The sequence below is a fragment of the Pseudomonas sp. LBUM1644 genome, assembly GCF_059716195.1.
The window spans coordinates 2,689,334-2,714,030 of the sequence record NZ_CP166812.1 but is presented as its reverse complement, the minus strand read 5'-3'; the positions used below and the strand labels follow the sequence as shown (position 1 = coordinate 2,714,030).

The window sequence follows — 24,697 nt, the reverse complement described above, 5'->3', positions numbered from 1 at the left end:
TCAGTCGCACCAGAAAAGGTGCCTGAGGGATGGAGCAAGGGACGTGCCACGTTTGAATGGCTGGCTGATGGCGAGGTTATTCATTGATTCAAAAGGGTTTTTTATGGATGGCGTCTTTAGGTTTTTTACCGGCGGTGCACCAGAATCGCGCCATGCCCTTCTATTCGGCATTGCTGCGGGAAAGGAGCAGCAGATCAAGATCAAAAGATCGCAGCCTTCGGCAGCTCCTACAGGGGACGATCAAAATCCAAAATGTGCGAGCCTGCTCGCGATGGCGGTATGTCAGGCGACATCGAGGGTGAATGTGCCGGCCTCTTCGCGGGCAAGCCCGCTCCCACAGTAATTTCTGGTGCTCACAGACTTTGTGTACACCCACATAAAGCAAAAGCTACTTCGCCGCCCCGGCTTTGGGCTTATAAAAGCGAAACCTGCCGATATCGGCCGTCTTGATGTACTTGCTGGCCCAGTCAGGCTTGACGGTCCGATCATGGAAGTACATCGCCCCCAATGTCCGATCATTGAGTGTCTTGTTCAGCGCCTTGCGCGCGATTTCCTTGGCGACGACGTATTCGGCGTCCTCCTTGACCTGATCCGGACGCCCGTCACACCACCACGAAAACTGGCAAGTCTTGGTTTCCGAACCTTGCTTGACCACTGCGCACACCGTGTCCGGAAAGCCTTCATGACCCAGGCGGTTCATGACCACGCTGGCCACGGCTTCCATCTCGCTGGTTTCCCGGCCCTTGGCTTCCCAGTAAATCGAGCGAGCCAGACAGGTGATTGCATCGTCCATAGGCGCGGTGCCAGCTGGATCGACCGCCTGGACTTCAGAGGTGGTGATGGCTTCGGCTTTGGGCACTGGTACATCGCTGCCCTTCTCCGCGGCTTTTTGCTCCAGGACTTCAGCTTTGTCTTCGGCTTGTTTTTTTTCCTGCTCCGTCGCCATCGCATGGCCGGCGAGAAGGGAGAGTGCAAGGCAGGTTGCTATCCAAATAAATCGCATGATCGACCCTTTTGAGTGAACCGCGTTTGAGCCACTGAATGTTGACGCTGTAGCGCGCCTTACTGGCGATCTGGCTTGATTGTAGTAGCCAGAATTCATTCCTACAGACGGCAAACAAACTGAATTTCGGCGTGAAAAGACATTGCGCTCGCAGGGGTAAAATCGCGCATCATGGGCGCAGTCAGCCCAAGGGGAATTTCCATGCGTTTGCTTTCATCCGCTACTCGTGTTGCCGCGTTGTCACTGGGTCTGTTGTTCGCCGCTCATGCGCTGGCGGCCGACGAGAAACAACTGATGGACTCGATCAACCTCTACCGCAGTCAGGTGCAGCGCTGCGCAGGTCAGCCGGGTGGAGAGTTGCCGCCGCTGGCGGGTGATCCACGGCTGGCGCTGTCCGCCACCAGCATCGGCAATCTGCAGCAGGCGATGGCGAGCGCCGGGTATCCGATGGTCAATGTGCAAGCGATCAGCCTGTCCGGGCCGCGTGATGCGCCGGCGGCGATGAAAGCGATTCAGGAGAGTTTCTGCCAGGTGGTGCTCGACCCGCAATTCGTCGATGTCGGCGTCAGCAGGGATGGACGTGAGTGGCGCATTGTACTGGCCCGTCCGCTATTGGCCGGGCGTCTGGGCGACTCGCAGGCGGAAGGCCAAAAGCTGCTGGCAGCGCTGAACAGTGCCCGCAGCCAACCCCACCAGTGCGGCACACAATCTTTCGCCGCCACCACGCCACTGGCCTGGAACGCCATGCTGGCCACCGCCGCCGAGGAACATTCGCGGTCAATGGCCAACAACAACTACTTCGATCACAAGGACCGCGAAGGCCGCACGCCGGGTGACCGGGCTGAACTGGCGGGCTACATCGCCCAGCAGCTCGGCGAGAATATCGCCGCCGGACAAGACACCGTCGACAAAGTGGTCAGTGGCTGGCTGGACAGCCCGGGGCACTGCGCCAACCTGATGAACCCGCAGTTCCGCGAGGTGGGTGCGGCGTATGCGGTCGATCCGAAGAGCGATGCGGGGATTTACTGGACGGTGATGTTTGGCACGCAATGAGTGCAAGGCTGTCATCAATTACGTTGATCTTTTAAATCATGAAGCCGAATTTTTTATTTTTCCCCGACCTGTTCAAGATGGCTGCACTTCTGAAATCTCGGGCGGCACCTTCATGAACATCAATTTTGCGTTTGCGTGCCTGATCGTGGTCTCGTTTGCGATCGCGTTAGGCCACGGCTGAGTCACAAAGGAGTTGCCGCTTGAGCGACACGCCCTCGCCGGCCACGGATCTGGATCAAACAAAACCTGAAGCGGTCTCGCTCTGGGAGGCCTTGCGCTTCTGGCTCAAACTTGGCTTCATCAGTTTCGGCGGTCCGGCCGGGCAAATTTCGATCATGCACCAGGAGTTGGTAGAGCGGCGACGCTGGATCTCGGAGCGGCGGTTTCTGCATGCACTCAACTACTGCATGCTGCTGCCCGGGCCCGAAGCCCAGCAGCTAGCGACCTACATCGGCTGGCTGATGCACCGCACGTGGGGTGGCGTGATTGCCGGCGCACTGTTTGTGCTGCCGTCGCTGTTCATCCTGATTGCCTTGTCCTGGGTGTACATCGCCTTCGGCGAGGTGCCGGCGGTGGCCGGTTTGTTTTACGGGATCAAGCCGGCGGTAACGGCCATTGTGGTTCAGGCCGCGCACCGGATCGGTTCACGAGCCCTGAAGAACAACTGGTTGTGGGGGATCGCTGCCGCGTCATTCGCGGCCATCTTCGTGTTCAATGTTCCATTTCCGCTGATCGTGCTGGGAGCGGCAATCATCGGGTATCTCGGCGGGCGCGTGGCTCCCGCAAAATTCACGGCCGGTGGCCACGGCGCAGCCCGCAAATCCTTCGGGCCGGCGCTGATCGATGACGACACCCCTACCCCCGAACATGCCCGTTTCAGCGCCTTGAAACTGCTGCGCCTGTCCGTTCTCGGCGCCACGTTGTGGACATTGCCGATGGGCATTCTCACCGTGCTGTTCGGCTGGGAAGGCACGTTGACCCAGATGGCCTGGTTCTTTACCAAGGCGGCGCTGCTGACGTTTGGCGGCGCGTACGCGGTGTTGCCCTATGTGTATCAAGGGGCGGTCGGACACTATGGATGGCTGACACCCACTCAGATGATTGATGGCCTGGCGCTCGGCGAAACCACACCCGGGCCGCTGATCATGGTGGTGGCCTTCGTCGGATTCATCGGCGCTTACGTTCACCCGGTTTTCGGCCCCGACCAGGCATTTTTCGCCGGCGCCCTCGCCGCCACACTGGTGACGTGGTTCACCTTCCTGCCTTCGTTTCTGTTCATCCTCGCTGGCGGCCCCTTGGTGGAGTCGACACATAACGAGCTCAAATTCACCGCACCGCTAACGGCAATTACCGCTGCGGTGGTCGGTGTGATCCTCAATCTGGCGTGCTTCTTTGGCTACCATGTGCTGTGGCCCAATGGCGTCGACGGCCACTTCGATTGGCCGTCGGCGCTGATTGCCATTGCGGCGGCGATTGCGCTGTTCCATTTCAAGCGTGGAGTGATTGAAGTGTTGGTGGCCTGCGCGCTGTCCGGGTTACTTATCCACTTGCTTTGATTGGAGTGGTGCTAGTGGGCCGGAAACACCACACCCACCTGCCGGGCATATTTCAACCACGCTTCCTTGAGCCGCTGTAGTGTTTCCGGTTGCGCGGCTGCCAGGTCAGTGTTTTCGCCACGGTCTTGTGCCAAGTCGTATAACTGCCATTGCGGCGGCTGCGCGTTGTCGCCAAAGCCTGCTTGCGGGCGCATGCCCAACAGTTTGAGGTTGCCCTCGCGGTAATAGGCATTGCCGAACAGTTCGCCGGCCAGGCTATCGTCGTTATGAGGGCTGCCTTTGCCGGCGAGCATCTCCAGCATCGATTTGCCCGTAATTGGATGTTTGCTCGTGTCAGTGGGCGCCTCGCTCGGCAGCGCAATACCCGCCAGTTCGAGAAAGGTCGGCGCCAGGTCATCGACTCGCGCCACGCCACGCTCCACACCCTGACGATGCAGGGTCTTGGGCAATTGGATAATCGCTGGCACGCTGATGCCACCTTCGGCAGTGGTGCCTTTGAACAAGTGAAACGGTGCGGCACTGACCTCGGCCCATCGCAGACCATAGTCGATCTGTGAACCGGGCTGACCCAGGTTGGCGTAACTGTTATCAGTGCGTGGGCCCGGCGGATAGAACTGGGCGTGATTTTCAGCGGCGGCGCCGTTGTCCGACATAAACACGATCAGGGTGTTGTCGTACTGGCCGCTCTCGCGCAGGTAATCGACCAGCCTCCCGATGTTGTGGTCGAGGTTATCGACCATGGCCGCGTAGATTTCCATCTTCCGCGCTTCGATATGTTGCTGCTCAGGGCTCAATTGCTGCCAGCCCGGTAGCTTCGGATTTACCGGAAGAGGCTGCGCGGGCTGGGCGTCATTGGCCACGAGGCCGAGCTTTTTCATGCGTTCGATTCGGGACAAACGCACACTGTCATAGCCTTGGTCAAAACGTCCGCGGTATTTATCCAGGTATTCCTTGGGCGCTTGCAACGGCCAGTGCGGCGAGGTGTACGCGGCGTAGGCGAAAAACGGTTTGCCGTCCTTCCTGCTGTTTTTCAGGAAGCTGATCAGTTTGTCGGTGTAGAAATCCGTGGAGTAGAAGTTTTCCGGCAGCTCCACGGCCTGGCCGTTTTCGCGGTAGTGAACCTGCTCGATTTTCGCTGGCTCGACACTGGAAGGCTTGAAGTGTGAAGCGCCGCCCTCCAGCAATGTGAAGGACTGCTCGAAGCCCCGTTGTTCCGGCCCCTGATCCGCCTCGAGACCCAAATGCCATTTACCGACCATCAGGGTGTTGTAACCGCCCGCTTTCAGCAATTCGGCAATCGAGTAAGAACGTTGATTCAGATAGCCCTCATAACCTGGCTTGCCTTGCTGGAAAGGCTGCAATGCTTCAGCCATGGTGCCTAGCCCGGCGAGGTGGTTGTCGGTACCCGACATCAACATGGAGCGAGTGATCGAACAGGTGGGCGCGGCGTACATGCTGGTGAACTGCACGCCTTGATGGGCGAGTTGATCGAGCGTGGGGGTATTGATGTCACCGCCATAACTGCCCAGGTCGGAATAACCCAGGTCGTCGGCCAGAATCAGCAAGATGTTGGTTTGTGCCGCATCGCCACTGGCCGCCATCGCCAGGCTGCTACCGAGTGTCAGCGCACCGAACAGTAACGTCAGGGGCATCCGCAAAAGACGCATATTTTCTCTCTTATTGTATTTGATCGAAGTACATGGATTTTGATAGTTGCGCGGCGCGGTGCTTACCCTTCGAAGATCGCCACCGCCCGAACAAACCCCGCCGATGCGTGCTTGATCTTGTAGGGAAAGCAAGACACCACGAAGCCGTTGGCGGGCAGCGCTTCAAGGTTGGCGAGCTTTTCCATTTGCCCATAACCGATATCGCGCCCGGCTTTGTGCCCTTCCCAAATGATCGAGGCATCGCCGTCGGCCGCGAAACGTTCGCGCGTGTATTTGAAGGGTGCGTCCCAGCTCCAGGCATCGGTGCCCACGACGCGCACACCGCGTTCCAGCAAATACAAAGTGGCCTCGCGGCCAATACCGACGCCGGCATCGAGGTATCCCGGCTGACCGAATAACGCACCAGCGCGGGTGTTGATCAGCACGATGTCCAACGGTTGCAACACATGCTCAATGCGCGCCAGCTCGGCTTCGATCTCGGCGGCGGTGACTACGTGCCCGTCTGGCATGTGCCGAAAATCCAGCTTTACGCCCGGTTGCAGGCACCAATCCAGCGGCAATTCGTCGATGCCAAACGCCGGCTGACCGCCGTCGGTGGTCGAGGCGTAATGCCAGGGCGCGTCCATGTGCGTTCCGCTGTGAGTGGTGATCTGCAAACGCTCGGCAGCCCACGACTCCTTGCCCGGCATCTGATCAAGTTGCAGCCCCGGGAACATCGCGGCCATTTCAGGCCAACCCTGTTGATGGTCCATGTAATCGATCTTCGGCAACAACGGTGGCGGATCGGTGTAGGGGTTGTTTTCGAGGGTGACCGAAAGGTCCACCAGGCGACGTTTAGGCTTGATTGGCTGTGACATGAGCAGTGTCTCCGTTGAGCGGCAGGTGCCGGGGTGCGGCGGGATTCAGGGAATTGCGGATCAGTGCGGCTGCATTGCCGTCGTGGCTGAAACCGGCCGCACGCGCCTGCGGTGTTTTCAGGGGCGGCATGCATCCGAACAAGGCTTCGAGTTGAGCGTCCGGGGCATAGCTGATGAGGCTGCGACGCTCTTGGCCGTAACTCGCCGCCAAGGCGTCGACGACCTGGGCGATGGACAAATGCAGCACCGGCAACTGCCACACCCGTTGCATCCCTGGAAAGGCGCTGTCGATTTCTGCGGCGTGGATCAGGTTGTTCACACAGCAGCGCGCCGACATCCACCAGGCCGTAGCCTCTTGCGAGACCGGGCAACTGTAGGATTCGCCCTCGGCAAACGCCCGCAACAGGTCACTCATGAACGCCGAGCGCAAGCCATTGGGCTCACGCGGGCGGGCGACGATGCCCGGCAGGCGCAACACGCGACCGTCCACTTCCGCGCGTCGGCCAAGGTCGATCACGGCGCTTTCCACCATCGCCTTGTGCGTGCCATAGGACAGCTCCGGGTGGAGCTCGGCACGCTCGTTCATTCGCGCCCGCAACTGACCGCCGTACACCGCCACACTGCTGGCATAGACCAGCACCGGCGGCAGCACTGCATCTCGTAGCTGGTTGAGCAGTTCCAGGCTGGCCAGCAGATTGACCTGATAACCCAGCTCGTAATGCGCCTCCGCCGCCCCACCTGGAACGCTCACCAGATGAAAGACCACGTCGATGCCATCGGCCAAGACGCGTCGCATCAAGGCCGCATCGGTGACGCTGCCGGAATGCCGGCGCAAACGCGGGTCCGCCGGCAAGTTTTTAAGGTCGGTGTCCAGCACCAATAACGAGCCTATGGCCTGACCACGCAAACTGCCCCGTGCCAGCAGGCAACGCACCAATTCGCGACCGACAAAACCATTGGCACCGGTAATCAACACACGCATAGGGCGCTCCTCAGCCGTGGGCCTGAACGACGCGCTGGTCAATCGCACCGAACAACGACTGACCATCGTTGCCCAGAACATCCATCCGTACCCGGTCACCAAACTTCATGAAGCCAGTTTGCGCGGCGCCGTGCTCGATCATCTCGATGGCGCGGCGCTCGGCAATGCAGGCCGATCCCACACTGCGCTCGCTATTGGAGACCGTACCGGAGCCGATCAGCGTGCCGGCGCGCAGCCTGCGAGTCAGCGCGGCATGGGCGATCAATTGGCCAAAGCCGAAATTCATCTGCCCACCGTGCGGGTGACCAAACCAGTTATCGTTCCACCGCACGTTCAACGGCAAATGCACGCGTCCATCGCGCCAGGCATCGCCCAGCTCATCCGGGGTGATGGCCAGCGGGGCAAAGCTCGATGAAGGCTTGGCCTGCAAAAAGCCAAAACCGGTGCGCATTTCCCGTGGGGCCAAGGCCCGCAGACTGACGTCGTTGATCTGCAGGATCAGCTTGATGTGCTGGATCGCCTGCTCGGCCAGACAGCCCATCGGTACGTCGTCCACCAGCACCACGAATTCGCCTTCAAAGTCGATGCCCTGGCTCTCGCTGGGCAGTCGAATATCGTCGCGCGGGCCAATGAAATCGTCACCGGCGCCCTGGTACATCAGCGGCGTGTGCTCGGCGCCGTCGATGGGGTCAAGGTTAAAGGCCTTCTGCATCAGTGCACCGTGGCTCAGGAACGCCGAGCCATCGCACCACTGGTACGCGCGCGGCAACGGCGCCATGGCCTGGGTGGGATCGAAGGCAAAGGCATCCACCACTTGGCCCGCATTCAACTGGCTGGACAGCGCTTGCAAGCGCGGTTCGGCACTGCCCCAGTTTTCGATGGCCTGCTGCAAGGTCAGCGCGACGGGGCTGGCGTCCAGCGCCCACGCCTGGTCTCGCGAGACCACCACCAGTTGGCCATCCCGGCTATCGTTTTTCAGTGTCGCGAGTTTCATGCCGATGCTCCCTGTCCATTTCGTAGCTCGGCGGCAAAGCGTCCGTCGAGGAGAATGAAGACCATGCGGGCCATGGCTTCGGTGCGGTTGCTCCAGGCGTGGTTGGTGCCGCGTTGCACCACCACGTCGCCGCGTTTGAGGTGCACTTCTTCCTCATCCAGCACCAGCCACACCTCGCCTTCGGTGACGATCCCGTAGTCGAGGGTTTCGGTGCGGTGCATCAGTTTGTGCCGGGAGTTGGCCTGGCCAGTACCGGCGTGGGATTCGCCGATTTCGGCAAACACCGCCGCAGCGTTTTCATCGCTGACCTGGTTCTGCACGCTGTCCGGTGGAATGTCCACCACGCGTATCACGCTGCCCTGCGGCCCTGGACTCAGTTGCAGCGGTTGGCTGCTGGGGTCGCTGGCGTTATCGAGTAGCGCCGGGCTGGCGCTGCTGTTCCACAGTTCATAAAACACCGTACCGGGCACCGCCAGTAGCGGGAATACATTGGGCGTCGGACCACTGCTGGCGACGATCGCCTGGCCGTCGGCGTTGTGGCCGGTGACCACTCTTTTGAATTCGGGAAGCGCTTGCATGGAATGTCCTCGTTCAGTTGCCATCGCCGACGGTGTTGCGACCGTCCGCATTCGCGTTGACCAATAAGCCACCCAACCTGGGGACCGTCAGACAAAACCCGGCCACCACGATCTGCAGCCAACCGATGACGGCCAGTGCGTGGGGTAAGGCCGAGGTGATGCCTGCGGTGATGCCGAGTACCGCCAGAGGGCTGATAAATTCGCCGGCGAAAATGGCCGCGGTAAAACATCCCGCTGCCCGGCCGCGCTGATGAAAATTGACCTGGGCCATGATCCAGGTGATGAGGGTCGGCAGCATCAGACCGATCCCCAATCCATTGACCAACACCGCGACCACCACGTGTGCATGGCTACCGGCACCGGCCATCAGCAGTCCGCCAACTCCCGCCAGCACAAAGGCAATCAGCAGCATGTGTTGACTGCGCAGTGCGCCGAACAAACGAAAACTCAGGGCACCGACCAGCACGCCCAACTGATTGGCGCCCATGGTCATGCCGATTTGCTGGGGGGCGTCCACGTGGAGCAAGTTGAGCAGATACCCGGCCTGCACCGGCACGATAAACAGGCTAAGACCGGCCAGCAGCGCCAACGCGTACATGGGCGTGAGGGCGCGCCAGGGAAATGCGCCCGTGGGTGCCGGCGATGTCGATTGCACCTTCAGTGCACGCGGTTGCGGTTCCCAGAGTTTCCAGGCCATCAACGGCAGGAAGATCAAGCCCACCGCGTACAACGCAAACGGCGTGCGCCAGTCGTTCTGTCCCAGAAAGCCGCCCACCGCAATAAACACCGCAGCGGACAGCGAGGTGGCAACCATTTGCAGCGCAAACAGGCGCTCGCGTTGGGTGCCGCTGTAGTAATCGCCCATCAGCGTAGTGCAGCAGGTCATGATGCCCGCCTCGGCCAAACCGATACCGGCGCGACTGAGTACGATCGCCTGCAGCGAGTCGAGCCACAACGGCAACACCCCGCAGATCACGTACAAGCCCATGCTCGCCAGCAACAATGGCCTGCGTCCCAGGCGGTCAGCGATCAACCCGGCGAAAGGCGCCAACAGGGCAATCACCAGCGCCGGCAAAGTCAGCACGATCGGGACCAGCACGGCGCTGCCGGCCACGTCGCTGAAATGGGCCTGCATCCGCGGCAACACCGGGGCCAGCAACACCGCTCCCAGTACCGGCAAGCAACTGCCCAGAAGCAGCAACAGACTTTGCGCCAACCCGGCGTGTTGACCGGCGTTTTCAACTCGGGATTCAGCGACCATGACAATGCTCCTTGCCGCGCAAGTGATGGACGTCAGCAACAACCGCCGTGGCAGAAGCCGCCTCCTTGATCGCACTTTCTGACCCCACGACGCCGGCGGCCGGACTGCGCACAGGCAGCAGGAAGTAGGCCAGCGCTGGCAGCAACACCAAGGCACCGACCATGTTCCAGACAAACATGAAGGCGAGCAGCACGCCCATGTCGGCCTGGAATTTGATCGGTGAAAACATCCAGGTCGCCACGCCGATGGCCAGGGTGATGCCAGTCAGCATCACCACCTTGCCGGTGGACACCAATGCCCGGTAATAGGCTTCGGAGAGGCTCGTCCCTTGACGCAGATGTCCCAGCAGAATGCTCATGACGTACAGCGCGTAGTCGACGCCGATGCCCACGCCCAAGGCGATCACCGGCAAGGTGGCAACCTTCACGCCAATGTTCAGCCAGACCATCAGCGCTTCGCACAGAATTGACGTGAGCATCAGCGGGATCACCGCGCAGAGCGTGGCGCGCCAGGAGCGGAAGGTGATCAGGCACAGCACAATCACCGCGCCATACACCCAAAAGAGCATCTCGCGGTTGGCCTGTTTAACCACGATATTGGTCGCCGCTTCGATACCGGCATTACCCGCGGCCAGCAGGAACTGCACTTCGTCGGTGTTGTTGGCCGCGGCAAATTGCTCAACGTGCTCGACCAGACGCGTGAGGGTTTCGGCTTTATGGTCGGTGAGATAGGCGTACAGCGTCAGCAGGCTGCAGTCTTCGTTGTACAAGCCACGAGGTGCGCTGGCGGTGATCATGTTGAGCATCGCCTGATTGTTCTGCAGCTCGTACCACTTCGGGTTGCCTTCACTCAGGCCGACCAGCATGCGACGGTTGAGCAATGCCAGGGAATTGGTCGAATCCACGCCCGGCAAGGCGCGCAGTTGCCAATCCAGGGCATCGACCTTGGCGAGGATGTCGTAACGCGCACAGCTGCTGGCCGGGGTTTTCACCATCACGGCAAACAGATCGCTACTGGCGCCGTAATGACGGGTGAGAAAGGCATCGTCCTCGTTGTAGCGCGAGTCCGCTCGCAACTCGGGCGCCCCGGCATCGAGGTCGCCGATTTTCAGTTGCAGGCTGACCATAAAGCCGACTGCCGCCAATGCGAGGCTGATGGCAATACACAGGCTGGCCCAACGACGCTGGGTGAACAGGTCCAGAAAACGCCAAAAAGCATGGCGACGCTGGCCGGCCTGCTCGGCTTGTTCACTTTTCAGGCTCAACTGCGCCGCAGCCGGCGTCACGCCGACATAGGACAAGAGCACGGGCAGCAAAATCAGGTTGGTGAAGATCAGCACCGCCACGCCGATACTGGCGATCACGGCGAGGTCCTGAATGACCTGAATCTTGATCAGCATCAGCACGGCAAAACCCACCGCGTCACACAGCAGCGCCGTCAGCCCGGCGAGGAACAGGCGCCGGAAGGTGAATCGCGCAGCGACGATGCGGTGCATACCACGGCCGATGTCCTGCATGATGCCGTTCATTTTCTGCGCGCCGTGGCTCATGCCGATGGCGAACACCAAAAACGGCACCAGCACTGAGTACGGGTCCAGCTGGTAGTTCAGTAGCGGCAGCAGCCCAAGTTGCCAAACCACCGCCACCAGTGAGCAGAACACCACCAGCAGCGTGCTGCGCAGGCAACGGGTGTACCAAAAGAGCACGGCGGTGGTGATCAGGATGGCCACGGCAAAAAACAGCAAAATCTGTTTTAGACCGGCAATCAAGTCACCGACCTTTTTCGCGAACCCGGTGATGTGGATATCGATTTTGTCGTTTTGATACGTGTTGCGCAGGGCCTCCAGCTGATCCGACAAGGTCGAATAGTTCAGCGGTTTGCCATTGGCCGTATTGGCCAGCAACGGTACGTAAATGATGCTGGAGGTTTGATCGAAGGCCACCAATTGCCCAAGTTCATTGGAGCGCTGCACATTACGTCGCAACGCGTCCAGGTTGGCGGTAGAGCCCGTGTAGTCATCGGGAATCACCGGACCGCCGTCCAGGCCGTCCTCGGTAACGGCGACCCACCGGGTGGCCGGCGTCCATAACGACTTCATGAACGCGCGGTCGACGCCTGGCAGCAGGTAGAGCTTGTCGCTCATGGCCTGCAGGGCTTTCAGGTACTCGGCGTCGTAGATATCGCCTTGGCGGTTGTCCACGACGATTCGCAAGGCATTGCCCAAGCCACTGAGTTGTTTCTGGTGTTCAAGGTAATTGGCAATGTAGGGCTGTTGGGTCGGGATCATCTTTTCGAAGCTGGCATTGAGCTCGATCCGGGTGGCCTGAAATCCGAGCACCAGGGTCGTCAGGACACACACCAGCAGCACCCACAGGCGATGGTTGAACAAGGTACGTTCCACCACTGAGCCGGAGCGCGGATCAAAATTCGCCAGGCTTGCCGTGGCGTTGTCGAATGGCGTCATAACCTCACTCCGAAGCGTTAGCGGTTGACGGCAATATGCGCGTCACACCCGTGAACCCGGCCAGCACCAGGCTGCCGTCGGCGGCCTGGATCACACTGGCAACGGGCTTGCCCAGTGGTTTGCCATAAGGCTCCAGCAGCCCTCCGGGCTGGCGACTGGTTCGAAATAGCGCGCCACCCTGATTTACCAGCAGCAACTGGCCGTCATCGGTGCGGATCGCATCGCTGAAAGAAATCGGCATCGGCACGGGTGCGGACTGGAAGTGCTCGCCGAGGTCGTTGGAGATAAACGCGTTGCCTTTCAAACCGGCCGCCAGCAATGTGCCGTCGTCGCGGATTTGCAAGGCAAAAAAACTGCCCGCATAGGGGCTGTCGAGCGCTGCGAAGGATTGGCCGCCATCATTCGAACGAGCCAGGTAACCCTGCTCGCCAGCGATAAACCAGTGTTCGCCCAGCCGTGCGATGGCGTAGAGGTGCGCGCCCATGGGATTGTCGATTTGCCCCATCAACGACTGCCAGGTGAGACCACCGTCGTCGGTCTGGAACGCCAGGCCATAAGCGCCGACTACCAGGCCGTGCTTGTCGTCCACAAACTTGAGTGCGAGGAAGGGTTTGTCCGCACCGTCACTGACCAATCGCTCAGCCGCTTGCACGCGTACCCCGGCGGCGTCCTGCTCTGTCGCAGTGGACTGTTGCTGCCGGGCGGCTTGCAACTCAAGTTGCGCAGCGCGGCTTCCGTTCAACTGGACGGTCCAGTGCTCACCCCCGTCTTGCGAGGCCAGCACGACACCGGCATGCCCGACGGCCCAGCCGCGACTGGCATCCGCAAACTGCACCGCCGTCAAGCTGACCGATACCGGCACCACGGCCTGGCGCCAGCTTGTGCCGTTGTCATCGGAGAGCAGCACAATGCCCCGCTCCCCCACCGCCACCAGCCGCGTCCCCGCCCGCGCCAGGTCCAGCAGCACTGCGTATTGTGCTTGCGGCGCGAACATCGCCGGGGTGTCCAGCACGTCACCCACCTTAGCGGCATGCGCCAGGCTCAACGGCAACGCCAGTGGCAGCGCCATACACCACATCAGTCGACCCAACAGCTGACAGATTCTGTTCATTACCGACCTCGAAACACCTGTGAATCCGGATCGCGGTCCGTAAACCGCGATCCGGTCTGACTCAACGAACCCCGGCACCTGCCATCGCCGCCGGCGAAAATTCCGAAGCCTTGTAGCGATCCACACTGCCGTACTGCTCAGGCAGCCCGGTATAGACGTTCTGGATAAACCAGGCGCCAGATGTCAGGTCGTAAAAGCCCGAAGACAGTTGCGCTTGTGCTGGCAGGTCGGGCAGCACCGCGGGTAACGACCACAAGGTCTTGGCCAGTTGACCGTTGGCGTCCCAGCGGTCGCCGAGCATCGCTTGCCAGGTGTCTTCATCGAGGTAGTAGCGACCCTTTGGCAATTGGTGACGTTTGCCGGGGGCCAGTTGTGCCTCCACCACCCAAACCCGGTGCAGTTCCCAACGCACGTAGTCGGGGTTCATGTGATGAGCGAGGAACAAGTCTTCAGGTTTGCCGGCGGTTTGCACTTTGTTGGTGTTGTAGGGGATGTACATCTCCTGCTTGCCCACCAGCTTCCAGTCGAAGCGATCCATGCGGCCCTGAAACACGCTTAATTCGTCGAACGACATCACCCCGGCAGTCGCCGGTGTCGGTGTATCGCAGCAGGCATTCGGCAGCTTGCGCACACGGCGCTGACCGGTCAGGTAAACGTGTGCCTGGGACTTGTCACCATTGATGTTGGTGCGGCCCATGATCTGTTCGCCGGCGCGCAACGGCGGCCCGATATTGAGCAGACGGAACAGCCAGTAGTCACCGGCGAAGGACTCCGGCGAACCGTCCTGGTAGTAATACGGCATCTCCTGAATGGCCTGGCCGTCGGTGGTCATGACCTGATTGCCGTCGGCGGTCATCAGGTAATGACGAAAATGCATCGCCACCGAAGTGCCCCGCCAGTTCAGCAAGTGGTTCCACATGGCTTCGGCGCCGTTGTGTGGCACCGGAAACGGGATGCCACCAAACGCACCTTCCGGTACCGGGCCGGCGCTGCTGTCCACCAATTTGGCGCGGGTAGCGTTTTTCAGCGTGTTGTCATACACCCATTGCGGCGCAGCGGCGGTACGACGTGTCGGGTAGACATCGATGCGATAGGTTTCAGGGAAGCGCTTGAACATTTCCTTGGTGCCGTCGCTGAGTTTGTCAGCGTATTGCGCAAGGTTTTTCGAGGTGATGCTGAACACCGGCTTGTCCGCAGCGAACGGATCGGAACGCTTGCCGCCCTCCTTGTATGAAGGATCGACCTTGGTATAGCCGCCGTCCCAGGCAGGAATAGTGCCGTTGGCATTACCGGCGCGTTCAGCGCCGAAAGGCGTCAGGCTTTTCGACAAACTGGCCGCTTCGTCTGCCGTGGCTGCAAGCGCCCATGGGCTGCACACGGCCAGGGTGCCAAGCAGCGCGAAACACAGGGCTTTGAGTTTGAAAGCTCGATTTTTCTTGTTGTGGGTCATGCGCAAGTCCTCTTAAAACGTGGTCTTGACGGAGAAGGCCAGGTAATCCCGATCCTTCAGCGATTGCTTGTAATTGAACTGGCTGGCCGCGTTGAGGTTGGTGTCCTCGGGGCCGTAGTAATGCGTGTAGGTCAGGCCTGCGGTGACGCGGTCCAGATAGGTCGCGGTGATTCCGATGTTCATATCGCCGCCATCGTCCGGGCCGAAGGAGCTGACAACGGCCGACTTGCCTAGCGGGAAGTAGCTCAGGCCGACGGGGATGCTGATATCGATGCCGGAGAAAAACTGGCGGTAGGTCGGGGTGTAAACCATCTTGAAACCGAGGCCGTCATCAGTGGCATTGGGATCGAGCGCGGCGCGGTTTTTCGTCACGCTGAGCAAGCGGTTCCAGGCGATTTCACCGACGAACCCCGACTCCCTGGCAATGAAGTTCGGCCCGAATGAAGCAATCACGTTGAGGTTGACGTGGGCCGTGCGCCCCACGGCGTACAGCGCGTTATCGTCGTTGTCGGCTTCTACACCGGGCAACACGGTCACGCCGTTGGAAACCAGCGGCATGTTCCAGCGCATCGAGGCTTCACCGGCGAAGCTGTAGGCGTCGACCGTGGTGGAAAAACTGGCACCAAAGGCGCGAATGTCTTCCGGATAAACCCAGTAGTAATCGCCGATCTGCCCGGTGCTGAAGTTCGGCGCACCGGTGGAGGGCCGTAGATAAAGCTTCGGTGTCTTGTCGTGGTACTGAATTGCGTAGAGGCCGTACTCGACCGTCTCGGCGCTGTATTTCAATTGCAGGCCGCCCTGCCCCGAACTTCGCGCTTCCTTGTCATTGCCGTGGAAGAACGCCGCCGGGCTGTTGGGGTTGCCGCCGAGGAATGCAGGAAAGGGTGCGCCGACGATCAGGCGTTCGTTGCCTTCACCAATGGTGTCGCTGGTGGAGAAATAACTGCCGGCAGCCGGAAGGCGCGTCTCCTCCCATTCGAGCTGGTAGAACGCGCCAAGCGACACGTCATCGGTCATTTGAAAAGTGCCCGACAGTTGATTGACCGGGCGGGTGATTTCCTTGAACTGGGTGTTGGGTACGGACTGCGCTTTCACCACATCGACCGGCGCCATGCCACCGGCAATGCCGTTGGCGCCGAAGAACAGGCTCTCGCCCCAGATCAACCCGTGGCGCCCTGCACGTATCGACGTGGCGCGGTCGGCCACTTCGCCGTTCCAGTACACAAAAGCGTCCAGCAGTTCGCCGTCGCCCCCGTGCACGTGGCGGGTGTCATCGGTGAATTCGTCGTAGGCCACCGAACGTGCGTTGGCACGGGCCGGATCGTCGTTATCGTTGTCGTGCTCGTACGCGGTGTCGTACCAGGCGGCACCACTGATGCGGGCGCCGACATTCTTGAAGGACATATCCAGCTCGGAAAGGATGTCCGTGCGGTTGGAAATCAGACCTTTCTTGAAGGCGCGATCACCATCGTCCTGGTTGAGCGAGACCTGACCCTCGGTCAGTTTGCTGCTGGGATTCTGGGTTCGCCACGCGGCACTGTATTTGACCGTATTGTCCCAGCGCAGGCTGAAATCCGGATTCCCCGTATCCACCTGAAAAGCATTCGCCGCCTGGCTGCACAACACCAAAACCGCGGCCAAACTGAAACCAAAGGGTGCAGACGTGCAGACCGGGCGGCGCACAAGCGTCGCAGTCGCGAAACTAACCATCGCGTTAACCTCTTGTTTTTATAGTGGTAACTGCTGTGGGTGAACTGTCGTGTTGAATCAGATAGGTTCGGCCGTGCGCGCGAGCATTTGCTTGACCAGGCCGATACGGTCGAAGTCACGGTCGTGCTGCATCTCTTTGTCGCCGGCCAGCACCGAGCTTTCGCTGATGAATTTGCAACGCTCGAAACGGCGTTTCATGAAGCGCTCGAGCTGTTGCTCAACGCTGCCGTCACCGGTCAGTTCTTCACTGAGCACGATTGCATCCTCAATCGCCATGCCGGCGCCCTGACCGAGGTGAGGTGTGGTGGCATGTGCGGCATCGCCGATCAACAAAACGCGGCCGCGGTGCCAAGGCTCGTCGACGAAAACCACTTCCATCGGCTTGTAGACCACCTGGCTACTGTCGGTGATTTGCTCACGCAGCTCGCCGATCAGGCCGGTGAACCCTTGCAAGCGCTGGCGCATCTGCTCGGCCATGGTGGTGGGGTCCATCCATGGATTGGTCGGTTCGTGGGAGGTCAGGAACATGTACATCAGGTCGCCGGCCAGCGGCACCAGTCCGGCGTTGCCCTCGGCACTTTGATAGTTGGCGAGATGATCGATTTGCGCCGCGCGCGGAAAGTTGTAGCGCCACACCGATTGACCGGTGAAGCGCGGTTGGTAGGTGTCGCCAAACAGCAGTTCACGAACCCTGGAGAACAAACCATCAGCACCAACCACCAGGTCGTAACCCGCGCTGCTGCCATCGGTGAACAACACATTAACGCTGTCGTCCTGATCGTTCAGCGATTGCACGCTGAGGCCAAGACGTACTTTGGCGCCCAGTTCGAGGGCGGTTTCGCTGAGGACTTTGTGCAGGGCCAGGCGCGAAATACCGACGTTAGCCGGATAGTCTGGACCGGCCAGGCGTTGACCGGGAATGCGCGCCAATTGCTGCCCGGCCGGACCGTAGATAGCGACATCTTCAAAGGCATACGCCGCATCGAGATAACCGTCCAACACCCCAAGCTTGGCCATCTCGCGGACCACGTTGCTCTGCTGGATAATGCCGACACCGTAAACCGTCCACTCTGACTTGAGCTCGATCAAGTCGACCTCAATGCCTTTGCGGCGCAATGCGATGGCCGCACACAATCCACCAATACCACCGCCCACGATCAGAACGTTGTTCACTTCACTCATGGCATTCTCACTTCTTATTCTTGTGATTCGATGCAGCGCCGGGCGCTGCGTCGTTAGGTCCAGCTTCCCGACAAAGCAGGGATTTGACTAATCGCGAGTAGGGATGCGATGTATCGCCAATCGCGATACCTCGACCTGCCCCTGCAACACCCCGAAGCCAGGCATTTTCAGCACCAGCCAGCCCTCTTCCAGACGCCACGGCAGTGCCTCCAGTGTTTGCCCCAGACACGGGCCATAGACGCATTCGCCGGTGCTCGGCAGAAACTGCGCACCGTGTGCGTAGCACACGATCAACTGGCCGTCGGCAGAGAGAAAACGGTCTTTGCGGTACTCCAGGCGTACGTCCAGATGCGGGCAACTGTTGCGATAAACCCGCACCTGACCTTGATGCAGCAAGGCAAAAACACTGTCTCTGCCTTGCTGTAACGGATCAAACCCGCGCGCCTGCCCTTCCACCAAGTCCTCCACCCGACACAGGAAAAAATCGCTGTCGTTCATGGCTGAAACCCGACTCAACCTTGCTTCGGTGGCGGTCCGCCGGGTGCCCATTTTTCTTTCGAGTTGAACAGGAACAGTTGCGAGTTATCCGCCGACAGCGGGGCACGGCGTGCCTCCCAGGCCTCATCGTGTTTGTCCATGTCGGCGTCGTATTCGATATGGCAACCCAGCGGACTGTTGAAGTACCAGAACCAATTGGAGCCAAAGAGGTGACGGCCAGGCCCCCAGAAACTGGTCCAGCCTTTTTGCTCGAAACGCGTGCCGGCCAACAACACTTCAGTGCCGCTGCCCATGTGGAAGGTGAAGTGCTCGCAGCCTTTCATGTGCGGCGGGGTCTGGATCATGAACAGGCAGTGGTGATCATCGGAACCTGCCGGGCGCATGAACGGACCGGCGCCGACGAAAGTGTCCGTGGTTCTGAAACCCAGGCGCTCGGCATAGAAGGCCTCGGCCTTGGCGGCATCCGGGACGAAATACACCACATGGGACAAGGTGCGCGGCGTGGCACTCATCTCGAGGGTAATGCCCGGTTGATTAAGCGGACGCTGCGGCGCATGGCCGGCGGCGTTGGTCAGGTCATCCGCCGCGTCGTACGCCTTGCGAACGGTGACCTGGAAGGCAATCGCAAATCCCATGTCGTCGATGCTGTGCAGCACCCCGTCATTATCACGGGTGACCTGACGATCTCGCGCCAGTTCGTCTTCGATGGCGTCGAGGTCAGCGGCGCTGGCGACGCCATAAATGGTTTCACGAATCGACGGTGCCGGGCCGATGGCGACAGGCAGGTTCGGATCGTCCGCACGGCGAATGATCACGGCGGTGCCGTCCAATGCTTCGAAACGCCCCCCGTTGTCGTCGACGGAAACAGGCGCGAGGCCGTAATCACGCAGGCAATCGGTACAGGCTTGGATGTCATCGACGCCAAAGATCAGGGCATCAAGGCCAATGATGTTCATGGCTACCACTCCATTGAAATTATGATCCGGAAACAGCCGCTGAACGCTCATCAAGTCGAACAGCCAGGTGTTGAAACCGGTGGTGGTGTCGGCCAGAGGTCCGACTGCGGCGAAGATTGACCTGAGGGTTGGCAGCTGACTAATCGCGTGTCGGGATGCGACCTATCGGCAAACGCGATACTTGAATCCGGAGGGAAACGTCAGGCAGCGGGGTTGACGCGGTGATGTATTCATCCGAATGTATCGCGAAAATAAATACAACAATGGACATGCCTAATGCGTTTCAACCACTTGGATCTGAACCTGCTGGTGGCGCTCGATGTGTTGCTCGAAGAGCAGAACATCACCCGTGCTGCCGAACGCTTGCACATGACGCAGTCCGCCACCAGCGGTGTATTGGGCCGCCTGCGCACCTATTTCGAGGACGAATTGCTGGTGCAAGTGGGGCGAAAAATGCAGCCGACCCCCTACGCGCTGGAACTCGGCAGACCAGTGCGCGAAGTGTTGTTGACGATTCAGTCCTCAATCACCGCCAAACCAGTGTTCGACCCCACCACCAGCAAACGACACTTCCGCATGGTGACCTCGGACTACTTGATCAGCGTGCTGTTTGCCCAGGTGATCCAGAAGATTCATCAGGAAGCGCCCTACATAACGTTCGAGATGCTCGGCCCTGGTGACAATTCCGGTGAATTGCTAGTGCGCGGCGAGGTCGATCTGATGATCGTGCCTGAGCGTTACATCATTGACGGCCACCCTTCCAAACTGCTCTTCGAAGAAGAACATGTCTGCGTGGTGTGGCAAGGCAACACGCAAGTGGGCGACAGCCTGACCCTTGAGCAGTACATGGAAATGGGCCATGTCTCGGTCGGCTTTGGTCGCAGCCGCCACATGAGCATCGAAGAGTGGTTCATGAACCAGTACGGCTTCAATCGCCGCCTCGAAGTCATTACTAACGACTTCAATACCCTGCCGCAGTTGATCGTCGGCACCCAACGCATCGCCACCATGCACCAGCGCCTGGCGCATTTGTACGCCGAGCACCTGCCGCTACGCATTCTGCAACCACCCGTGAAAATCCCCGTGATGCGCGAGTTCCTGCTCTGGCACCGCAGCGTGGACGGTGACCCCATGCATCGTTGGCTGCGTGATCGCATCAGCGAATTCATCCAGCATTTGGAACAGGGTCATATCGCCTCTCGCGATACCTCCCATCCCGACTCACGATTGGCCAAATAGTCGGGCCGTCCTTAACGTGCCTTGCACATGCCAAGGCAACCACAAGGACAATAAAAATCATGTTCCGCTACTTCCCGACCAACTACGTGTGGAATCTCTCTGTCGATCTGGCCATCGAGATGGGTGCCCGCATGGGCGAAATCGAAGAGATGTGCGCGCCCCTGCAAGACGCCGCCAAACAACCCGACGCTACCGGTACCAAGGCGTTCCGCGACACCTGGGCGAAAATGGCCGACAAGCTCTGCGGCCTGGCCGAAGAGGACGAAAGTCATGGCCGACGGCTGTCCGCAGGCGAAAAGTACAACCGCGCCGCCACGTATTACCTCACCTGCGAACGCCTGCAGGCCCACGGCGCACCGGGCCGTACCGAGCTGTACCAGCGCTTTTTGCAGACTTTCAAACGCGGTACCGAGCTGTCGCAAGAAAACTGTGAGCGGGTTGAAATCCCCTACGAGGGCAAGCACATTTCCGGCCTGCTGGTACGTGCCGAAGGCGTGAACGGCCCGACACCGATCCTGGTGCAGGTCAATGGCCTCGACTCGACAAAGGAAATGAAATACCGCGTCGGCCTGCCAGCCTGGCTGGCAAAACGCGGCGTGTCATCGTTGATCATCGACCAGCCTGGAACCGGTGAAGCGCTGCGCTTGCATAACCTGATCGCCCGTTTCGACAGCGAGCACTGGGCCAGTCGCGTGGTCGACTGGCTGGAAACCCGCAGTGATGTGGATGCCAAGCGCATTGGCTTGGAAGGCGTCTCTCTCGGCGGTTACTACTGCCCGCGCGCCGTCGCGTTCGAACCGCGCTTTGCCTGCGGCGTGGTGTGGGGTGCCAACCACGATTGGCGCGATGTGCAAAAGCGTCGCCTGGAAAAAGAAGGCAGCTTCCCGGTGCCGCACTATTGGGCGCACGTGTGCTGGGTGTGGGGCGCGAAGGATGTCGACGAGTTCATGACCATCGCCGAAAACGTACATCTGGACGGTGTGCTGGACCGGATCAAAGTGCCTTTCCTGGTCACCCACGGTGAAAAGGATTCGCAGATTCCACTGAAGTGGGCACATCGTACTTACGAGCAACTGGTCAACAGCCCTAAACGCGAGCTGAAAATCTTCACTGAGCGCGAAGGCGGCGTGCAACATTCCAGCTTCGATAACAGCATCAATGCGGGCCACTACATCGCCGACTGGATCGCGGAAACACTGGGCGGCCACACGGCCTGACTCACCTCGTAGCCTCACACAAAAACGCCGGAGAACCTTAGGGTTCTCCGGCTTTTTTTTGCATGTCTGGGTAACGAATCCAGCTATCGACGCCATCAATACGCGGCCATCGATGCAATCTGCTGGTGGCATCGATGGCAGCGCCCTAGCCTCGTTTTGCATAACAATCAGCCAAGCGAAAACACCATGACTGCCCTGCACCTGAAATGCCAGACCCTGTTCGACGGCACCGGCCTGGACACCCGCCAGCAGCAAACGCTGGTCGTTGAAAACGGCCTGCTGAGCTACGTCGGCCCGACGGCGTCAGCACCGCAACCCCACCCGGGAGACACCCTGCTGGATGCCGGCGATCACTTTGTCATGCCTGGCCTGGTGGATGTGCATACGCACCTGGCTTTCGGCAACGCGCAAAGTGAAGAAGACATTGACCTGTGGACCAGTGACGAATTCCGCGCACTGCGCGGCATGTTCTTCGCACAACACGTACTGGCTGCCGGCGTCACCAGCATGGTTTGTCCTGGGGATAGCGGCCAGCTCAGTATCGCTGTGCGTAATGCAATCGCCGCCGGCCTGTTCGAAGGCCCGCGCATTGCAGCGAGCAGCCGGGTCATTACCAACCGGCAAAGCCTGAACGACTGGTTCCCAAGCCGCGTAGGGGCCCCGGAATACTTCACCGCGCAACTGGTCACCAGCCGCAGCGATGCGCTGGCGGAAATCCGCAAGCAGGCCAAGGATGGCGTGGACCTGATCAAGATCGCCATGGACGGCACCCACCGCCGCCCCAATGGCGAAATCATCGCCGCGTTCACGGCCGAAGAAACCTACGAGATGGTTGAAGAAGCGCATCGTCTGGGCTGCAAAGTCGCGACTCATGCCTATGGCCGCGAAGCCGTGATGTACGCCGCCCGCGCCGGTGCAGACCTGGTGTTCCATGCCTTCTACATGGACGATGCGTGCATCGAAGCCTTGCTTGAAGCCGGCAGCATTCTCGCCCCAACCATGACCTTTCCCCAGAACACAGTGGACTTCTGCCAGCCCCACGATCCAGCCATCAGCACTGGCTATGCCGGTTACTGCGCACGCACTCTGGAAGTCGGCTCTGCGGTGCTCAAACGGGCCAAGGCCGCCGGCGTACCTTTCGCCTGCGGCAGCGACAGCGGATTTGCGGTGACGCCTTACGGCGAGTGGCATGCTCGCGAACTGGAACTGCTCGTAACCCGTTTGGGCTTTACCCCAGCCGAAGCGTTGTATGCCGCGACTGCAGTCGGTGCGCGCTGCATGCCACGCGGTGAAACCCTCGGCTCGCTGGAAGTGGGCAAACAGGCAGACTTCCTGTTGGTGGACGGTTCGCCGTTGCACGACATCCGCATTCTGCAAGACCGTTCGCGCCTCAAAGCCGTGTACAAAGCCGGCCAGCCGGTACGGATGGAACGCAGCCCCTACAACCCCAAACAAGTGTCGGATTTCAACTCACTGAAATGGACCGACCTGTACACCCGAGACCGCGTTGCCCAACTGGGCAAGTGGGCCTTGTGAGGACTGACGACATGCAGCAACTCGATCTACTCACCGCCACGCACATCGCGAGTGGCGCGATTCGTATCGCCCGGGAAACGGGGGTTAAACCCCTGGCCGCCGCCGTGCTCGACGCTGCGGGTCACCCGCTCGCCGTCCTGCGCGATGAACAGGCCAGTTTCCTCCGGCCACAAATCGCCACCGGCAAAGCACGCGGTTGCCTCGGAATGGGCTTCGGTGGACGGGAGCTGGCGCGCCGCGCGCAAGCGATGCCGGCGTTTTTCGATGCGATCAACAGCCTGACGGGTGGCGAAGTCATTCCCGTGGCTGGGGGTGTGCTGATACGCAATGCCGAGGGCCTGATTCTCGGCGCCATCGGCGTCAGCGGCGACACCTCGGACAATGATGAACGATGCGCTTTGCAGGCCATCGCTCAGTGGGGTCTGGTGGCAGATAACGGTGATCAGCCGCTGGGTTGATCAAGCAGCGCGGCCTGCTCCAACAATAGGCCGCGAAACCACATCATGGCCGGATCATGCTCTTGATAGGGATGCCATTGCAGCACTTGAACGGCCTCGGGAAACGCCAGCGGCGAGGGGTGAATTTGCAAGGGATAGCGCTGAGCAAAACGCTCGGCCTGCCGGCGAAACAACGTAGCGACCCGCGCGCTACCGACGATAAATTCCGGTATCAGCGCGAAGCTTTCCACGGCGACCGCTACCTGCCGCTGAATGCCCAGCTCATGCAGGTGCACGGCATCCATTGCCAGGTTTCGACCGTCGGCAAACTCCCGTGCCACATGTTCGGCAGCGCAGTAGTCGGCCAGGCTCAAGCCGTCAGCGAACTGCGGCTGCTGCGCGCAGACGATGCAGCACAGTTGATCGCTCAATAACGCCACATGGGGGTAAGCAGGGTTCAGCCGGCGCTGCGGCACAATCACACAATCACTGCGCCGATAGTCGAGCGCTTCGCTGACCACGTCACCATCACGCGGCACGGGCAAGTCCCGCAGGCTCAAACGCACACCAGGGGCGATGCGCGCCAATTCAAGGCTGACCGCCGGCAACAGCACCCCGGCTATGTAGTCGGATGCCACCAGAGTGAATTTTCGAGTACAGGTGGCTGGCTCGAAATTCACCGGGGCATCGACAATCTCCCGGGTCAGGACGAGGGCTTCACGGACCTTGGGTAACAGCTCCAGCCCCAATGCCGTCGGCTCTAGACGCCGCCCCACCTGAACCAGTAACGGGTCATTGAAATGCTCGCGCAAACGGCCAAGCGCCGAACTCGTGGCCGACTGACCCAGGCATAAACGCTCGGCGGCCCGGCTGACACTGCACTCGGTCAGCAAGGCATCCAGGGCAACCAAAAGGTTCAAGTCGAGGCGTCTGTATCGCATGCTGT

General features: G+C 60.2%; 23 protein-coding genes. 8 read left to right on the top strand and 15 right to left on the bottom strand.

Features of this window, described 5'->3' with window-relative positions; all coding sequences use genetic code 11:
- The first annotated feature begins 43 nt into the window (after positions 1-43).
- Positions 44-343, top strand: a complete 300-nt coding sequence (locus ACA052_RS12260; protein WP_497649904.1) for a hypothetical protein — start codon at positions 44-46, stop codon at positions 341-343.
- A 45-nt stretch (positions 344-388) separates the two neighbouring features.
- Here ACA052_RS12260 and ACA052_RS12255 read toward each other — a convergent pair whose 3' ends face one another.
- Positions 389-1,003 (bottom strand): cell wall hydrolase, encoded by a 615-nt coding sequence (locus ACA052_RS12255; protein WP_497649903.1) that lies wholly within the window; start codon positions 1,001-1,003, stop codon positions 389-391.
- Between the two features lie 201 nt (positions 1,004-1,204).
- Here ACA052_RS12255 and ACA052_RS12250 point away from each other — a divergent pair, with 201 nt between their 5' ends.
- Genes ACA052_RS12250 through chrA form a run of 3 tightly spaced genes read left to right on the top strand, consistent with a single transcriptional unit; the run spans position 1,205 to position 3,612 of the window.
- Positions 1,205-2,056, top strand: coding sequence for a CAP domain-containing protein (locus ACA052_RS12250; protein WP_497649902.1), 852 nt, complete (start codon positions 1,205-1,207; stop codon positions 2,054-2,056).
- Positions 2,043-2,237 carry a hypothetical protein gene (locus tag ACA052_RS12245; protein ID WP_497649901.1) on the top strand — a complete coding sequence of 65 codons (195 nt, stop codon included), beginning with the start codon at positions 2,043-2,045 and terminating at the stop codon, positions 2,235-2,237. Before ACA052_RS12250 ends, ACA052_RS12245 begins: the two co-directional genes overlap by 14 nt.
- 19 nt (positions 2,238-2,256) lie before the next feature.
- Positions 2,257-3,612: a chromate efflux transporter gene (gene chrA, locus ACA052_RS12240; protein WP_497649900.1), complete on the top strand. Its 1,356-nt coding sequence runs from the start codon at positions 2,257-2,259 to the stop codon at positions 3,610-3,612.
- Positions 3,613-3,623: 11 nt separating this feature from the next.
- On the opposite strand, the gene ACA052_RS12235 is transcribed toward chrA, so the two are convergent.
- From ACA052_RS12235 to ACA052_RS12175, 13 genes are all read right to left on the bottom strand, one after another.
- On the bottom strand, positions 3,624-5,279 hold the full coding sequence (locus tag ACA052_RS12235) for an arylsulfatase (protein WP_497649899.1): 1,656 nt from the start codon (positions 5,277-5,279) through the stop codon (positions 3,624-3,626).
- 62 nt (positions 5,280-5,341) lie between these two features.
- Positions 5,342-6,136 carry a cyclase family protein gene (locus ACA052_RS12230; RefSeq protein WP_497649898.1) on the bottom strand — a complete coding sequence of 265 codons (795 nt, stop codon included), beginning with the start codon at positions 6,134-6,136 and terminating at the stop codon, positions 5,342-5,344.
- On the bottom strand, positions 6,114-7,118 hold the full coding sequence (locus ACA052_RS12225; RefSeq protein ID WP_497649897.1) for an NAD-dependent epimerase/dehydratase family protein: 1,005 nt from the start codon (positions 7,116-7,118) through the stop codon (positions 6,114-6,116). The genes ACA052_RS12230 and ACA052_RS12225 overlap by 23 nt, the downstream gene beginning before the upstream one ends.
- 10 nt (positions 7,119-7,128) lie before the next feature.
- Positions 7,129-8,112 carry a fumarylacetoacetate hydrolase family protein gene (locus tag ACA052_RS12220; RefSeq protein WP_497649896.1) on the bottom strand — a complete coding sequence of 328 codons (984 nt, stop codon included), beginning with the start codon at positions 8,110-8,112 and terminating at the stop codon, positions 7,129-7,131.
- The gene (locus ACA052_RS12215) at positions 8,109-8,690 is read right to left on the bottom strand and encodes a cupin domain-containing protein (RefSeq protein ID WP_497649895.1); all 582 of its coding nucleotides are present in this window, start codon (positions 8,688-8,690) and stop codon (positions 8,109-8,111) included. Before ACA052_RS12215 ends, ACA052_RS12220 begins: the two co-directional genes overlap by 4 nt.
- A 13-nt stretch (positions 8,691-8,703) precedes the next feature.
- The gene (locus tag ACA052_RS12210; RefSeq protein ID WP_497649894.1) at positions 8,704-9,951 is read right to left on the bottom strand and encodes an MFS transporter; all 1,248 of its coding nucleotides are present in this window, start codon (positions 9,949-9,951) and stop codon (positions 8,704-8,706) included.
- Entirely contained in the window at positions 9,941-12,415 is a 2,475-nt protein-coding gene (locus tag ACA052_RS12205; RefSeq protein WP_497649893.1) for an efflux RND transporter permease subunit, read from the bottom strand. Before ACA052_RS12205 ends, ACA052_RS12210 begins: the two co-directional genes overlap by 11 nt.
- A 4-nt stretch (positions 12,416-12,419) precedes the next feature.
- Positions 12,420-13,526: a WD40/YVTN/BNR-like repeat-containing protein gene (locus tag ACA052_RS12200; RefSeq protein WP_497649892.1), complete on the bottom strand. Its 1,107-nt coding sequence runs from the start codon at positions 13,524-13,526 to the stop codon at positions 12,420-12,422.
- A 61-nt stretch (positions 13,527-13,587) separates the two neighbouring features.
- On the bottom strand, positions 13,588-14,976 hold the full coding sequence (locus ACA052_RS12195; RefSeq protein ID WP_497649891.1) for a DUF1329 domain-containing protein: 1,389 nt from the start codon (positions 14,974-14,976) through the stop codon (positions 13,588-13,590).
- A 12-nt stretch (positions 14,977-14,988) separates the two neighbouring features.
- Positions 14,989-16,686 carry a DUF1302 domain-containing protein gene (locus ACA052_RS12190; RefSeq protein WP_497649890.1) on the bottom strand — a complete coding sequence of 566 codons (1,698 nt, stop codon included), beginning with the start codon at positions 16,684-16,686 and terminating at the stop codon, positions 14,989-14,991.
- 57 nt (positions 16,687-16,743) lie between these two features.
- Complete coding sequence (locus ACA052_RS12185; RefSeq protein WP_497649889.1) at positions 16,744-17,868, bottom strand: FAD-dependent oxidoreductase; 1,125 nt, start codon at positions 17,866-17,868, stop codon at positions 16,744-16,746.
- A gap of 87 nt (positions 17,869-17,955) precedes the next feature.
- Complete coding sequence (locus ACA052_RS12180; RefSeq protein ID WP_497649888.1) at positions 17,956-18,366, bottom strand: Rieske (2Fe-2S) protein; 411 nt, start codon at positions 18,364-18,366, stop codon at positions 17,956-17,958.
- A 14-nt stretch (positions 18,367-18,380) separates the two neighbouring features.
- Complete coding sequence (locus ACA052_RS12175; protein ID WP_497649887.1) at positions 18,381-19,322, bottom strand: VOC family protein; 942 nt, start codon at positions 19,320-19,322, stop codon at positions 18,381-18,383.
- A 276-nt stretch (positions 19,323-19,598) separates the two neighbouring features.
- Here ACA052_RS12175 and ACA052_RS12170 point away from each other — a divergent pair, with 276 nt between their 5' ends.
- The 4 genes from ACA052_RS12170 to ACA052_RS12155 all read left to right on the top strand — a co-directional run bounded on the left by ACA052_RS12170 (position 19,599) and on the right by ACA052_RS12155 (position 23,772).
- The gene (locus tag ACA052_RS12170) at positions 19,599-20,561 is read left to right on the top strand and encodes a LysR family transcriptional regulator (protein ID WP_497649886.1); all 963 of its coding nucleotides are present in this window, start codon (positions 19,599-19,601) and stop codon (positions 20,559-20,561) included.
- A 59-nt stretch (positions 20,562-20,620) separates the two neighbouring features.
- Entirely contained in the window at positions 20,621-21,778 is a 1,158-nt protein-coding gene (locus ACA052_RS12165) for an alpha/beta hydrolase family protein (RefSeq protein ID WP_497649885.1), read from the top strand.
- A gap of 186 nt (positions 21,779-21,964) precedes the next feature.
- Entirely contained in the window at positions 21,965-23,314 is a 1,350-nt protein-coding gene (locus ACA052_RS12160) for a metal-dependent hydrolase family protein (RefSeq protein ID WP_497649884.1), read from the top strand.
- Positions 23,315-23,325: 11 nt separating this feature from the next.
- Positions 23,326-23,772, top strand: coding sequence for a GlcG/HbpS family heme-binding protein (locus ACA052_RS12155; RefSeq protein ID WP_497649883.1), 447 nt, complete (start codon positions 23,326-23,328; stop codon positions 23,770-23,772).
- Here the strand turns inward: ACA052_RS12155 and ACA052_RS12150 are convergent.
- On the bottom strand, positions 23,757-24,692 hold the full coding sequence (locus tag ACA052_RS12150) for a LysR family transcriptional regulator (RefSeq protein ID WP_497649882.1): 936 nt from the start codon (positions 24,690-24,692) through the stop codon (positions 23,757-23,759). The genes ACA052_RS12155 and ACA052_RS12150 overlap by 16 nt on opposite strands.
- Positions 24,693-24,697 lie beyond the last annotated feature (5 nt).

Bases quoted from the DNA above. Each gene is read 5' to 3' on its own strand.
- ACA052_RS12255 (WP_497649903.1), bottom strand. From the start codon at position 1,003: ATGCGATTTATTTGGATAGCAACCTGCCTTGCACTCTCCCTTCTCGCC.
- ACA052_RS12250 (WP_497649902.1), top strand. From the start codon at position 1,205: ATGCGTTTGCTTTCATCCGCTACTCGTGTTGCCGCGTTGTCACTGGGT.
- ACA052_RS12235 (WP_497649899.1), bottom strand. From the start codon at position 5,279: ATGCGTCTTTTGCGGATGCCCCTGACGTTACTGTTCGGTGCGCTGACA.
- ACA052_RS12230 (WP_497649898.1), bottom strand. From the start codon at position 6,136: ATGTCACAGCCAATCAAGCCTAAACGTCGCCTGGTGGACCTTTCGGTC.
- ACA052_RS12225 (WP_497649897.1), bottom strand. From the start codon at position 7,118: ATGCGTGTGTTGATTACCGGTGCCAATGGTTTTGTCGGTCGCGAATTG.
- ACA052_RS12220 (WP_497649896.1), bottom strand. From the start codon at position 8,112: ATGAAACTCGCGACACTGAAAAACGATAGCCGGGATGGCCAACTGGTG.
- ACA052_RS12215 (WP_497649895.1), bottom strand. From the start codon at position 8,690: ATGCAAGCGCTTCCCGAATTCAAAAGAGTGGTCACCGGCCACAACGCC.
- ACA052_RS12210 (WP_497649894.1), bottom strand. From the start codon at position 9,951: ATGGTCGCTGAATCCCGAGTTGAAAACGCCGGTCAACACGCCGGGTTG.
- ACA052_RS12205 (WP_497649893.1), bottom strand. From the start codon at position 12,415: ATGACGCCATTCGACAACGCCACGGCAAGCCTGGCGAATTTTGATCCG.
- ACA052_RS12200 (WP_497649892.1), bottom strand. From the start codon at position 13,526: ATGAACAGAATCTGTCAGCTGTTGGGTCGACTGATGTGGTGTATGGCG.
- ACA052_RS12195 (WP_497649891.1), bottom strand. From the start codon at position 14,976: ATGACCCACAACAAGAAAAATCGAGCTTTCAAACTCAAAGCCCTGTGT.
- ACA052_RS12190 (WP_497649890.1), bottom strand. From the start codon at position 16,686: ATGGTTAGTTTCGCGACTGCGACGCTTGTGCGCCGCCCGGTCTGCACG.
- ACA052_RS12185 (WP_497649889.1), bottom strand. From the start codon at position 17,868: ATGAGTGAAGTGAACAACGTTCTGATCGTGGGCGGTGGTATTGGTGGA.
- ACA052_RS12180 (WP_497649888.1), bottom strand. From the start codon at position 18,366: ATGAACGACAGCGATTTTTTCCTGTGTCGGGTGGAGGACTTGGTGGAA.
- ACA052_RS12175 (WP_497649887.1), bottom strand. From the start codon at position 19,322: ATGAACATCATTGGCCTTGATGCCCTGATCTTTGGCGTCGATGACATC.
- ACA052_RS12170 (WP_497649886.1), top strand. From the start codon at position 19,599: ATGCGTTTCAACCACTTGGATCTGAACCTGCTGGTGGCGCTCGATGTG.
- ACA052_RS12165 (WP_497649885.1), top strand. From the start codon at position 20,621: ATGTTCCGCTACTTCCCGACCAACTACGTGTGGAATCTCTCTGTCGAT.
- ACA052_RS12160 (WP_497649884.1), top strand. From the start codon at position 21,965: ATGACTGCCCTGCACCTGAAATGCCAGACCCTGTTCGACGGCACCGGC.
- ACA052_RS12155 (WP_497649883.1), top strand. From the start codon at position 23,326: ATGCAGCAACTCGATCTACTCACCGCCACGCACATCGCGAGTGGCGCG.
- ACA052_RS12150 (WP_497649882.1), bottom strand. From the start codon at position 24,692: ATGCGATACAGACGCCTCGACTTGAACCTTTTGGTTGCCCTGGATGCC.